Raw genomic sequence first — 13,477 nt, 5'->3', positions numbered from 1 at the left:
ATGATACATTATTTTAATTTCTCAAGCTCGTCTTCCATCATGTCCGTCGCCTTTCCTAAAAAATCGAATATCAGCTGCAGTTCTTCTTCTTTATATTGCCGGCAAAGGCTGATCGTGGACTGGGATAAGGAGCTGAACAATTTCTTCACATTCGCTTTTCCGGCCGTCAGGGGCACGATGATCACCCGACGTTTGTCTTCGGGGTCTTTTTTCCTCATGACATATCCCGCTTTTTCGAGCCGGTCAATGAGCGCCGTTACCGAACCTGTGCTGAGGCCGGTTTTTTTCCCAAGCTCGCCTGCGGTCATCGGGCCTGCTTCATTTAAGATATCAGCTGATTTTAAATCGGTCGGAAACAGACCGAGAGATTGAGCGGCCGCCTGATGAAAAAGGATCGTCCTTGTGGCCATCTTCCGGAATAACTGTATCGCGGTTTCCTCCGTCTCGCTTCTGGTATTTCTTGTTGACAACTGACAGGCCTCCCTATAAAATCAATTTATCTTGACGATCAAGATAATTTTCGGCAAATCTAATATGATCATAGCAAATTTAATGATCAAAAGTAAGTATGGGAGGAAAAAGCATGGAACAAACAGCCGCTAAGGACGCCTCGACGAAGTTTGTCGTCATCGGTCTTTTACTGGGCATTTTAATGTCGGCTATGGATAATACAATCGTTGCCACTGCGATGGGAAATATCGTGGCGGACCTCGGAAGTTTCGACAAGTTCGCGTGGGTGACGGCATCATACATGGTAGCCGTTATGGCCGGTATGCCGATTTACGGAAAACTGTCCGATATGTACGGACGCAAGCGTTTCTTTTTATTCGGTCTTATTCTTTTCTTAATCGGATCTGCATTATGCGGAATCGCCCAAACAATGGATCAGCTCATTATTTACCGCGTCATTCAGGGAATCGGCGGAGGCGCGCTGATGCCGATCGCCTTCACGATCATTTTTGATTTATTTCCGCCCGAAAAACGCGGAAAAATGTCGGGCATGTTCGGTGCCGTTTTCGGCCTGTCCAGCGTTCTCGGGCCGCTTTTAGGCGCGCTCATTACCGACTCCATCAGCTGGCACTGGGTGTTTTACATCAACGTGCCGATCGGTATTTTATCATTGTTTTTCATTCTTCGTTATTATAAAGAATCCCTTGAACACAAGAAACAGAAAATCGACTGGGCCGGCGCAATCACGCTGGTGGTTTCCATTGTCGGTCTGATGTTCGCTCTTGAGCTCGGCGGAAAAACGTATGATTGGAACTCCGTGCAGATCATCGGTCTGTTCGCTGTGTTCGCCGTGTTCTTTATCGCCTTTTTTATTGTGGAAAGAAAAGCGGAAGAACCGATTATCTCATTTTGGATGTTTAAAAACCGTTTATTTGCCACGGCACAGATTCTGGCGTTCCTTTACGGAGCCACGTTCGTCATTTTAGCGGTGTTTATCCCGATCTTCGTTCAGGCTGTGTACGGAAGCACAGCGACAAGCGCGGGCTTTATTTTGACGCCGATGATGATCGGTTCTGTTATCGGAAGTATGATCGGCGGAATTTTCCAGACGAAAGTGCGGTTCCGCAATTTAATGCTGATTTCCGTGGTCGCTTTCTTTATCGGAATGCTGCTGCTTTCCAATATGACACCGGATACGGCGCGTACGATGCTGACGGTATTCATGCTGATCTCAGGATTCGGCGTCGGCTTCAACTTCTCACTGCTGCCGGCCGCGTCCATGAACGATCTGGAGCCGCGTTACCGCGGAAGCGCCAACTCAACAAACTCGTTTTTGAGATCATTCGGTATGACGCTCGGTGTGACGATTTTCGGAACCATCCAGACGAATGTGTTTACCAATAAGCTCACAGATTCATTCAGCGGCATGAAAGGAGCGGGCGGCGCGATGCAGAACATCGGAAATCCGCAGGAGATTTTCCAGGCCGGCACGCGCGCTCATATTCCGCCGCACATTCTGGATCGCATTATTGACGCCATGTCGCAAAGCATCACATATGTATTTACGCTTGCGCTGGCGCCGATCGTCATTGCGGCCGTTACCATTTTGTTTATGGGAAAAGCGAGAGTAAAAACCTCTCAGGAAATGGCGAAAAAAGCGAATTAAAAAAAGCAGTACATGGCGTTTGTCATGTACTGCTTTTTTGTTTACTCTGCGAAATGCGGAGCGAGAATATCTTTCAGCACGTTTGCGCTGCGGCTGAATTGAGCCTGTTCCGTTTCATTCAGCTCAAGTTCCGTCACACCTGCGATGCCGTTCCGATTGACGACGGCCGGAACGCCGATAAAGACGTCGTTTACACCGTATTGGCCGTCCAGATATGTGCTGACGGTTAAAATGCTGTTTTCATTACGCAAAATCGCTTTTGTGATACGGGCAAGGCTCATCGCCACTCCGTAATATGTCGCGCCTTTTTTCTCGATAATATGGTAGGCCGCGTTTTTCACATCGTCAACGATCTGATCCAGCTCGTCCTGTTTGTAAGCTGCATTTTTCTCCAGCAATTGCTGCACCGGCACTCCGCCGATATTGGCGTGACTCCATACAGGAAGCTCGGTATCGCCGTGCTCGCCGATAATGTGGGCGTGTACGTTTTGCGGAGCGGCTCCGAAGTATTCACTCAGCATATAACGGAATCGCGCAGAATCCAGTGTCGTGCCGCTGCCGATGACGCGTTCTTTCGGCAGCCCGCTGAATGTCCAAGTCGCATAAGTGAGAATGTCGACCGGGTTTGTGGCAACGAGGAAGATGCCGTCAAATCCGCTTGCCATTACTTCACCGACAATGCTTTTAAAAATGGCGAGATTTTTTTCGACCAGCTCAAGTCTCGTTTCGCCCGGTTTTTGATTGGCTCCGGCACAGATGCACACGATATCGGCATCCTTGCAATCCTCATATGTGCCGTAAGACGTTTTGACCGGATGAGGCGCAAATGCCTTTCCGTGATTTAAATCCATGACATCTCCCATGGCTTTTTCTCTATTTACATCAATGATCACAAGCTCATCTGTGATCCCTTGGTTAATTAACGCAAATGCATAACTGCTTCCAACAAAACCTGCTCCGATTAATGCTACTTTGTTCACTCGTTCGTTCATCATGTATGCTCATCCTCCAGTGTTTCGTGGTGTCTGTTTTTATCTTGTGAAGTATTTCACATTTATATTGTGCAACACTTCACAAACTTTTGCAAGAGAAAAGTTTGATTTTTGAACAAAAAAATATCGGTGATGGTTTCCAGATTTTTGACAACATCCTAAAACGGTTCCGTTTTAGGATGCTGTCATCTTTTCAGCGTGATTGAAGACGCGCTGTCCCTTTCCCAGAAGCGGGGGTTTGCCCGCACGCTGATGTGATGATGGCCCTATCCATTAATGCGGAAGATAACCGTTTAAACCGGAGTTGTTATACAAACCATTCTGCACATAATCAAAGCCGGGCTGGTTCTGTCCGGGCACTTGGGCGCTGCCATTGTTAAAAATCACTTTGGCATTGGCCGTATCCGCATTCGCAGGCAGCGTCAGCGTGTACATTCCATTTGCATTCTTAGTCATTGCTTTCCCGGGCCACGATCCGGTTAATTCTATGGCCCTGCCTCCATCATGTTTGTAAATATATACATTTACCTGGCCCCAATGATCCGGATTTTGATAGCCAATGATGTTGGTTTGGGCCGGGTCTTTTTTGACAAACGTGTATTCTTGGGTTCTCGCTGCACCCTCGACGTTCGTTCCGGTTAACTTGATGTTGTATGTCGTGCCGATTGGATCTCCTTTCCCGATCGTTAGTCGGTCTCCATCCTTAAATGCTGTCTGCTGCCCATTATTGATTTGGTAAACGGCTTTTGCTGTTTTCGCATTTGCACGCAGGGTGACCGTCAGCTGATCATTGAAAGAATGGACTGCCCCCGTTTGGTAATTCTCAAGAAAGACCTGAGGCGCATTTCCAATATCATCAGGATAAAGAACAGCCGCGGATCTGGCATTGATCGTACCTGTCAGTTTGCCGTTCGCTACTTGAAATGAACCGGCGCCGGCCCTATTATCATACCTGCCGTCAGGTAATTTCGCTGAAGTATTGATGGTGACAGAAGACGATCCTGCATTTGCCAGCACAACGCCTTTTGAGCCGCGCTGATTCATAAAGATTTGGTTGTTCCCATTCGGATTCGAGAGTTCCTCAGGCTGCCCGGCCATTACATTGTGAAATTGATTGACCGCAGTGATCGCCTGATCTTTAAATAAGGCGCTCCCGCGATCTCCTATTTGACTTTTTCCAGGAAATCTTACACCATTTCCTCCGCCCTCAGGTCTGGAAAAGAAAAGAGGCGTGCTTCCTGAGCGGGAACCAATCACTGCCCAGCCTAAACGAATATCGTCATCACTCATCCATGTGGACTCTTCATCATCATTGGCATACGTATCATGTGATTCCACCCATGTGACTAACTTGTCCGCAGACACGTCAGATGCATAATGGGAGATATTCGACACACTCAGATTACGGTTCTTTAAAGCGGATCTGATGGAATGCCCATAGTTAGAAGCCGTCACATTCATATAATTCGCATAAGCAGTATCTCTGGACGCGCTGTCTTGCAGGATTTCTCCGTATTGGAACTCTGCCGATATATTTGTGATATTCGGCCAAAATTGGCTGCCGTAATTCCCATCATCCGGAAGCTCTATATGCTTGGCGGCATCATATCGGAACCCGTCTGCTCCGTCATTCAATGCTCTTTCCAAGAAACGTTTCAGATAGGCCTGCACCTCAGTATTCTGTGTATTCCAATCATACAGCCCAAGCAATGAATTTTGAGTGACGTCCCATCGATCCGACCAATTTTTAATTTGTGTGTTTCCATGGGTCCAGTTTGGAATACGCTTAATCTCGTCAGAAATCGCGCCATAATCGCTGGTAGTATGATTGATAACCGCATCGACAATGACTTTTACACCATATTTTTCCGCGGCTGCACACATGTCCTTAAATTCTTGTTCAGTGCCTAAGTAACGGTTGCCGATTTGGTACGATGTCGGCTGATACAGCCAGTACCAGTTCCTCATGCTTTTATCTCCTTGGTTCCCTTCCTTTACTTGGTTAATCGGAGACGTCTGAATGGCTGCATAGCCCGCATCACGAATATCTTTCATATTTTGTGTTAACGTATTGAACGACCAATTCCATGCATGAAGGATGGTCCCGTTTTTGACCGATGACGCGGTCACCTTATTCGATTTGTTTGCAGTTTCAGCGTTTGCAGCCGCCGGGCCTGACAAAACCAAATGAAACAGCAATAAAAATCCGGCGAATAACGGCAGTAAAGAGGTTTTGAATCGTTTTTCAAACATTTTTGACACTCCTTATTTCATATTTGAAGACTGACTGCGGAGTCAAAAATTCCTCTTACTCTTTCTTCAGCTCCTTTCAACTGTTGTGAAGACTGGATAATTTTGTTAACGCTTACATTTCAACTTATCACACTCTCTCTATCAAAGCAACGTGGCAGAGTGAATTCAAATCTATATTCCTATCAATTAAAAAGACTTCCCGCTTTCAAACAAAAAAAGAAACCACCTGTCAAGATGATTTCTTTTTTATTTCTTTTATCGCTCTTCTGTAAGACAGCTTCACAATGACATACCGAAGCAGAAACAGAATGCCTCCGCAGACGATAAAAAGAAAGATCATTTTCAGCCAAGCAAAGAATGTATGGGGAAACCCCCTGTCGTACATCGTAATCGCCGCTACCGCAAAAGTGACCGCAATTGAATCTATCCGCTGCTGCTTCACCCGCTTTTGCAGTTCTTCTTTGGTGTCTATTCTCGGCATGAGCATTCCCGACGCCCCCGCCCTGATGCAATAATAAACAATTATAATGAAGAAAACCGCCAAGCTTCCGGCCCATTCCCTAAACGGACAGTTCAGAACAAGTCCGCGTACGATGATGTCAAGCAAAGACAGTGTGCCCACAAGCATTCCGACTTCTGACCAAATCATTCGTTCTTTCTCTTTCACACTCTCACTCTTTCCATTCACGTTTGAAAGTCTGTTCCGACGCTGATTCATGACTTCCTCCCGTACTATTAAGAATGGCTTACAACTCCCATTATATCTTGCCGATTCATAATGATAAACCGAAATATCATTGACAAAAATGTTAATAAGGGCCCCAATTGATCAGGACGCCTATGCAGATAAACACGAGACCGATGACAAACCAAATCAGCGCCAGCGGAATCATGAAGCGAAGCCACTTTACGTACGGAATGCCGCTGGCAGCCAGTACGGCCATCAGCACGCCGGAAGTCGGATTGACACAGTTTACGACGCCTTCTCCGAGCATGACCGCTTCAACCGCGACCTGTCTCGTGATGCCCATCAGATCGGCAAGCGGCGCCAAGATCGGAATAAATACGACCGCCTCCCCTGAGCCCGATGAAATCAGAAAATGAAGCAGGGCGCTGGAAATATACATTCCGATGGCGCCTGCCATCGGGCTGAAACCGTGCAGCAGTGACGCAAGTCCATTGACTACCGTATCAAGCAGCTTTCCATGTTCCAGGATAACGGAAATGCTTCTCGCCATTCCGACGATCAGCGCACCGTAAACGAGCCCCTGACAGCCTGTAATAAACGTTTTTGCGATATCATTTGCCGCCATTCCTGCAATCAGGCCGGACACGATTGAGATAAAAATGAACACGGCGGCCATCTCTGAATCAGACCAGCCAAGAGTAAGCGCGCCGTATAAAAAGCCGGCAAGCGACAAAGCCGCAACAGCCAGAATCAATTTATGGCGGACGGTAAACGGGACATGCTTGTCCTCCGGCTCAGAAACCTGCGGGACTGAACCTGCCGCCGGAAACCAATCGTTCCCCAGCAGACTGGCATCCTTTGCTTTTCTGAGTTTTCTCGTATACCGATAAATATATAAAATAGATGATAACAGAAAACAAATGTAGACGGCAATCCGCAGGCCGATACCGGAAAACAGCGGCAGCTCCGCGATGCTTTGTGATAATCCGAGCGGTGAAGGTGATAAAATCGTCGCGTTAAACCCGGCATAGCAGCCGATATAAATGACGGCCGCTCCGGCCACGGCGTCCCATTTCAGCGAGCGGGCGACGATCAGGCCGATCGGAATAAAACCGATCACGGAATTAACGACGATGCCGGTTGTGCCGAGGATCGAAAATAGAGATCCGACAATCGCAATAAACAGCAGCTGTTTTGTGCGGAACGTACTGATGACATTACTGATCAATCCATTGATGGCGCCCGTTTTCTCCAAAATCGCAATGGTGCCGCCCGTAAACAGGATTAAAAAAATAATCGGCGCGGAACTTGTCATCCCTTCCTGAATCGCGGTAAAAAAAGCGATCGGGCTGACAGGAGACCGGTCTAAAGAATGATAACTCCCCGGGACGGCGGACGTCACACTGCCCTTTGTCACCCTGTCAAATTCCCCCGCGGGAACGATGTACGACGCTATCGCGCATAGTAAAGCGACAATGAACAGCAGCACATAAGCATCAGGCATCACAAACAATTTCTTCTTTTTCAATACAGGTTCGGCCTTCGGCACAGCCATAACATCACCATCCCGCTTTAAATTTATAAACTATTCAGAAAATACAGATATGTGCTATATTATATACAGACCGATTGCCTGTTTTCAATATCAAAAATAAAAAACAGACAGCTTTTGAAGGAGGACTTACGGCATGAACAGACTCACAGCGCATGAAAAGCAAGTCATTATGGATATTTTTGACCACCTGCACGCCAATCCCGAAGTAAGCTGGAAAGAATATCAAACAACTGAATATCTGACTGAAAAACTGAAAGAGGCCGGCTGCCGAACCCGCACGTTTGATGATTGTACCGGTGTTGTCGGCGAAATCGGAGAAGGCTCGCCCGTTGTGGCTGTCCGGGCGGATATTGACGCGCTGTGGCAGGAAGTGGACGGTGTCTTTCAGGCGAACCATTCATGCGGACATGATTCACATATGACGATGGCGCTCGGCACGATGATGCTTTTAAAGAGTCAGCCGAAACTTCCGAAGGGCACCATCCGCTTAATTTTTCAGCCGGCGGAAGAAAAAGGCGGCGGAGCGCTGAAAATGATTGAAAAAGGCGTACTGGATGATGTTGATTTCTTATACGGCGTGCACGTGCGCCCCGTACAGGAAACGGCAAACGGCCGATGCGCACCGTCCATTCTGCATGGCTCAAGCCAGCATATAGAAGGCCTGATTATCGGAGAAGAAGCCCACGGCGCGAGACCGCATCTCGGCCTTAACAGTATCGAAATCGCCGCCCTTCTCGTCCAAAAACTCAGCTTCATTCATCTTGATCCCGGCATCCCGCATTCCGTGAAGATGACAAAGCTTCAGGCAGGCGGTGAGAGTTCCAATATCATTCCGGGAAAAGCATCGTTCAGCCTTGATCTCCGCGCACAAACCAATGCCGCCATGGAGAAATTAACCGCCGAAACCGAAAGAGCCTGTGAGGCGGCGGCTGCCGCATTCGGCGCAAAAATCGAACTGCAAAAAGAACACAGCCTCCCGGCAGCCGAGCGAAACAAGGAGGCGGAAGCCATCATGGCATCTGCGATAAGCGGCATTCTCGGAGAAGAACATGTGGATGAACCTCTTGTGACAACCGGAGGAGAGGATTTTCACTTTTACGGGTTAAAGGTGCCGAACTTAAAAACGACGATGCTCGGCCTAGGATGCGGTCTGCAGCCGGGGCTTCACCATCCCCAAATGACATTTGACCGAAGCGCCATCTTTACAGGCGTTGAGATATTAACGGCTGCCGTCCTCAAATCGTTTGAAGCATAAAAAAAGCAGCCCGTTACAGGGCTGCTTTTCTTCGTTATTTCTTCAAATCTTCAATTGAATTGACGTTTTTCATATACTGAGGAACGACCAGACCCATCTTGACGCCTGTCAGACTCGTTCCTACATCTTCATATTTGCCTTTATATTTAGACGCATATGCCTTATGGGTATTCGGAAGCCAAGCAGACAATGACGCATCCGCGCTGCCTGTCGCAATCGCAGTCCACATCGGTCCTGCCTCCACTTGCGTCAGCTTCACGTCATAGCCGAGGTCTTGAAATACTTTTCCGATTACATTCGTACTTGCGATTTCACTGTCCCATGCCACATAAGCCAGGTTGATTTTATCACCTTTGACTTTATGGGCGCCTTTTGTCCATTGAGCCACTTGGTCTTTGTGTTTTTTCACATATTCAGCTGCGGCTTTGGCCGGCTTTTCGCCTTCCTCAACGGCAATCATGACTTCTCCCATATCGTCCTGCGTCCATTTGAACTGGCTGAGAACTTTGGCCGCGTTAGGCTGTTCCTTACTGAAGCCGGTTCTTGTAATTGTATGAATTTGCTCGGCAGTTCCATACGTTTTTTTCGGATCATCAAGGAACTTCAGCTTGTATCTGGAGAACATCCAGTGCGGCGTCCAGCCCGTTACGATGATCGGCTTTTTCCTGTCATATGATTTCTTCAATGTCGCCGTCATGGCAGCACTTGACGCCGTGACGACATTCCAGTCTTTCAATCCGTAATCCTTCACAGCCTCATCCGTCAGGGCCATGATCCCCGATCCCGGATCAATACCGATAATGGTTTTGTTCACCTGGTCCGCAGCCGTTGCCTTACCATCAGTCTGCGAACCGCAGGCAGCCAAAGAAAGAGCCAGCGCAGCGGTAACGCCGACACCGATGATTTTCTTAAGCATCAGGCATTCCCCCTGCTCTTCTTCTTCACTTTAATGTTTTGCGTGATACGGTCGAGTGTAATCGCTACGATGACGATCGCGATACCCGCTTCCACTCCGACACCGGTTTTCAACTGTGTCACGGCGCTGTATACTTCAGAACCGAGACCCGGCGCACCGACCATGGCCGCGATAACGACCATTGACAAAGCAAGCATGATGCTTTGGTTAATACCGGCAAGAATTGTTTTTGTGGCAAGCGGAAGCTGAACCTTGAACAGACGCTGAGACGTCGTTGAACCGAATGCTTCCGTCGCTTCAATCAGATCAGCCGGAACCTGTTTAATACCGAGAACCGTCATGCGAATCGTCGGAGGCATCGCGAAAATAACAGATGCCACGACGCCTGGCACAACCCCGATATTAAAGAAGAAAATTGCAGGCAGCAGATATACGAAAGCCGGCATGGTCTGCATTAAATCCAGAATCGGTGTAACAATGCGGCGGACCGTTTCTTTCTGAGACGCCCATATGCCGATCGGAACCCCGATAATAATGGAAATCAAAACAGATGTGACGACAAGCGCCAACGTTTGCAGCATCGGCGACCAATAGCCCAAATAATCAATAACAAGGAATCCGATTAACGTAAAGAGTGCAATTCCTCTCGTACTGATCCACCAAGCGAGAGCTGCAAAAATAACAGTCAATAAAATAGACGGGATGAAACCCAAACCGCTCACAATCGCGTTTACGAAAGCGGCCAAACCGTTTGAGATTCCGTCAAAGAAACCTCCGAACGTCATGGTAAGCCAGTCAACAAACCGGTCAACGATATCTGCTAACGGAATTCTAGGCAATCTGTCCATTTACTTCACCCCCTGAACAGAAGAATCCTGAGCTTGTTCAGCAGAATCTTCAACATTTATATAATCGTTATTTCCTGAAAGCGCGCCGATTAATGCGCCTTTTACGACAATGCCTTTCATGCGGTCCTTATCGTCCGTGACGGCGATCGGAATATTCGCATCAGACACGACATCGAAAATTTCCGTCAAGTACGTGCTTTCGTTTACAGTCGTAAATTCAGTATTTAGAATATCCTGAAGCGATAAGTCGGATTCCACCGCTTTTTTCGCATCCGCCGCGTGAATGACGCCGAGAAGCTGTTTCTGTTTATCAACGGCGTAAATAGAAGAAATACCGAGATTCTTCATGAGCTGCAGCGCTACACGAGGCCCTTTGTCAATCCGCACGGTTTCAGCGCGCTTCATGATGTGGCCCGCTGTCAGAACTTTGGATAAATCAACGTCCTCAACGAATTTCTCAACGTATTCATTGGACGGGCTCATCAGAATTTCTTCAGGCGTCCCGATCTGAACGATGTTACCGTCTTTCATCAGCACGATTCTGTCGCCGATGCGCAATGCTTCATCAAGATCATGCGTGATGAAGATGATCGTCTTGCCGACAGAGTCATGAAGGTCTAAAAGCTCATCCTGCATGTCTTTGCGGATCAGCGGATCAAGCGCACTGAAAGCTTCATCCATCAGAAGAATGTCAGGATCATTCGTCAATGCGCGGGCAAGTCCGACACGCTGCTGCATTCCACCGCTGAGCTGATCAGGAAATTGGTGTTCAAAGCCTTCAAGACCGACAAGTTTAAGCGAATCAAGCGCTTTTTGCTCACGCTCTTTTTTGTCGACGCCTTGAAGCTCCAGGCCGTATTCCGTATTTTCAAGAATCGTTCTGTGCGGAAACAGTGCAAATTTTTGAAAGACCATGCTGATTTTTTTCCGGCGCACTTCCCGGAGCTGGTCTTTTGACATATTTGTTATCATGTCACCATCAATATAAATATTCCCGGCAGTCGGTTCAATAAGCCGGTTTAACAGCCGAACTAAAGTTGATTTACCGCTCCCCGATAGACCCATGATGACAAATATCTCCCCATCATATACATCAAAGTTTGCTTGATTGACACCAACGGTTGATCCGGTCGCTTTCAGGATCTCTTTTTTGTTTTTTCCGCTGGACAGCATCTGAATGGCTTTTTTTGTCTGTTTTCCGAAAACCTTAGATACATTTTCGACTTTTATCTTAATTGGTTTCTCATCCAAATTCATATTTTCCCTCCATAATAAGCAATCTTTAATACCGTAACACGTTTGTAATAAGTCAAACAAACATCATAATCCCGTTTATTTTGTATCATTACTTTAAAAACATCCCTGTGTCTTATTTTCCTCTGGTATGCTTCTAAATACTCTCTAATCCTCCTTATTGAGGATAAATTATAAAGGAAATCGGGCTTTTATCAGGCTTGAGAACGCTTCCATCGAATGTGCTGCAAACTGATTTCCTATCCTTTTTTTACAAAAACAAGAATTTTTTCGCGACATTGTCCCGGAAAAAGAAGTTTTCCCCTCCTAAAATAAAGGAATATTAAGGAAAAATATAGGTCTGTCAACAGACAGCTCACTAAAAAAAGCACCCCAAAAGGGTGCTCATTGCGCAAGCTCTGTCTGTTTCGTTTCTTTTCCGAGAATAATAATGGTGATGACGGCAATCAGGATGGCCGCACAAAAGACGGCGAAAATCACTGTAAACGAAACGTTCCGGGCTGCAAGCGATCCGACGAGAAGCGGACCGAAAATGCCGCCGATTCTGCCGGCGGCCGCCGTTGTGCCGGAACCGGTCGCACGGATCGCCGCAGGATACTGCTCCGGTGTATAGGCGTAAAGCACGCCCCATGCGCCGAGATTGAAGAAGGACAGCAGCATGCCCGCTGTGAGCAGCATGGCCAATGAATCCGCGGCACCGAAGAAATAAGCGCTGCCCGCCGTTCCGAGCAAATAGATGACTAAGATGGTCTTCCGCCCCGCTTTTTCGATCAGCCACGCCGCAGAGAAATATCCGGGAAGCTGGGCAAGTGTCATCAGAAGGACGTATTCGAAGCTCTCAATCATGCTGTAGCCTTTCATCAGCATCACGCTCGGCAGCCATAAAAACATGCCGTAATAAGAAAAGACGACGCAGAACCAAACGACAGACAGCAGCACCGTCGGCCGGATATACGGTTTCGTCCAGACACTTCCCGCCTGCCCGCGTATGCTTTTTTTCTGCGGCAATGCCTGATGCGCCGGTGATTCCGGAAGGCTTTTCCGCAAGTACAGCGCATAAAACGCGGCCAGCGCCGTTAAGAGCAGCGCGGCCTGCCAGCCGAATGACGGTATGACAAAGTAGGAAATCACCGCCGCAAGAAGCCAGCCCGCGGCCCAAAAGCTCTCAAGCAGCACGATGATCCGTCCCCGCTTTTCGGGAGCGGACGCTTCTGACACGAGCGTCGAGGCGACAGGCAGTTCCCCGCCAAGCCCCATTCCGATCAGAAAACGCAATATGAGAAAAACCGTCAATCCCGTTGCGAAAGCGGATATGCCGCTTCCGACAGAAAAGAATAACAGCGTGATCATAAACACTTTTTTCCGGCCGATCCTGTCGGCCAGCATTCCGAATACAAAGGCGCCCGCTGCCATACCGATGGAATTGACGCTTCCGATCCATTTCATTTGATCAGGTGTTAAATTCCAATCAGTGTGAAGCGCGGCAATAATAAACGATAAAATTCCGACATCCATCGCATCAAACAGCCAGCCCATTCCGGCAATCGCCAGAAGTTTTCGCGGAGTGACGGCAGGTTGTTTGTTCATAAGCAGCACCTCA

11 protein-coding genes are annotated in these 13,477 nt (G+C 47.8%); 2 read left to right on the top strand and 9 right to left on the bottom strand.

What is annotated here, in order from left to right; translation table 11 throughout:
- Positions 1 to 8: 8 nt before the first annotated feature.
- Entirely contained in the window at positions 9 to 470 is a 462-nt protein-coding gene (locus tag NYE62_RS01670) for a MarR family transcriptional regulator (RefSeq protein WP_144664475.1), read from the bottom strand.
- A gap of 113 nt (positions 471 to 583) precedes the next feature.
- Here NYE62_RS01670 and NYE62_RS01665 point away from each other — a divergent pair, with 113 nt between their 5' ends.
- On the top strand, positions 584 to 2,116 hold the full coding sequence (locus NYE62_RS01665) for an MDR family MFS transporter (protein WP_003156627.1): 1,533 nt from the start codon (positions 584 to 586) through the stop codon (positions 2,114 to 2,116).
- A gap of 41 nt (positions 2,117 to 2,157) precedes the next feature.
- Here NYE62_RS01665 and NYE62_RS01660 read toward each other — a convergent pair whose 3' ends face one another.
- The 4 genes from NYE62_RS01660 to NYE62_RS01645 all read right to left on the bottom strand — a co-directional run bounded on the left by NYE62_RS01660 (position 2,158) and on the right by NYE62_RS01645 (position 7,604).
- Positions 2,158 to 3,111, bottom strand: a complete 954-nt coding sequence (locus tag NYE62_RS01660) for an L-lactate dehydrogenase (protein ID WP_014416851.1) — start codon at positions 3,109 to 3,111, stop codon at positions 2,158 to 2,160.
- 270 nt (positions 3,112 to 3,381) lie between these two features.
- Positions 3,382 to 5,361, bottom strand: a complete 1,980-nt coding sequence (locus NYE62_RS01655; protein WP_144664473.1) for a starch-binding protein — start codon at positions 5,359 to 5,361, stop codon at positions 3,382 to 3,384.
- 229 nt (positions 5,362 to 5,590) lie between these two features.
- Complete coding sequence (locus NYE62_RS01650; RefSeq protein ID WP_015416759.1) at positions 5,591 to 6,079, bottom strand: DUF6773 family protein; 489 nt, start codon at positions 6,077 to 6,079, stop codon at positions 5,591 to 5,593.
- A gap of 91 nt (positions 6,080 to 6,170) precedes the next feature.
- Complete coding sequence (locus NYE62_RS01645; RefSeq protein WP_144664471.1) at positions 6,171 to 7,604, bottom strand: YfcC family protein; 1,434 nt, start codon at positions 7,602 to 7,604, stop codon at positions 6,171 to 6,173.
- Between the two features lie 133 nt (positions 7,605 to 7,737).
- Between NYE62_RS01645 and NYE62_RS01640 the strand changes: the two genes are divergently transcribed.
- Entirely contained in the window at positions 7,738 to 8,859 is a 1,122-nt protein-coding gene (locus NYE62_RS01640; RefSeq protein WP_039252859.1) for a M20 peptidase aminoacylase family protein, read from the top strand.
- Positions 8,860 to 8,893: 34 nt separating this feature from the next.
- Here the strand turns inward: NYE62_RS01640 and NYE62_RS01635 are convergent, their stop codons facing one another.
- The 4 genes from NYE62_RS01635 to NYE62_RS01620 all read right to left on the bottom strand — a co-directional run bounded on the left by NYE62_RS01635 (position 8,894) and on the right by NYE62_RS01620 (position 13,464).
- Entirely contained in the window at positions 8,894 to 9,775 is an 882-nt protein-coding gene (locus tag NYE62_RS01635; RefSeq protein WP_007409051.1) for a glycine betaine ABC transporter substrate-binding protein, read from the bottom strand.
- Positions 9,775 to 10,623: a glycine/proline betaine ABC transporter permease subunit OpuAB gene (gene opuAB, locus NYE62_RS01630; RefSeq protein WP_003156639.1), complete on the bottom strand. Its 849-nt coding sequence runs from the start codon at positions 10,621 to 10,623 to the stop codon at positions 9,775 to 9,777. The genes NYE62_RS01635 and opuAB overlap by 1 nt, the downstream gene beginning before the upstream one ends.
- Positions 10,624 to 11,880, bottom strand: coding sequence for a glycine/proline betaine ABC transporter ATP-binding protein OpuAA (opuAA, locus tag NYE62_RS01625; protein WP_015416756.1), 1,257 nt, complete (start codon positions 11,878 to 11,880; stop codon positions 10,624 to 10,626). It lies immediately after the preceding gene.
- Between the two features lie 381 nt (positions 11,881 to 12,261).
- Entirely contained in the window at positions 12,262 to 13,464 is a 1,203-nt protein-coding gene (locus NYE62_RS01620) for an MFS transporter (protein WP_144664469.1), read from the bottom strand.
- Between the last annotated feature and the right edge of the window lie 13 nt (positions 13,465 to 13,477).

The organism is Bacillus sp. FSL K6-2861 (genome assembly GCF_038630725.1).
Lineage (GTDB): Bacteria > Bacillota > Bacilli > Bacillales > Bacillaceae > Bacillus > Bacillus velezensis.
The sequence above is the reverse complement of the archived record's forward strand: the minus strand, read 5'-3'. Positions and strand labels throughout refer to the sequence as shown.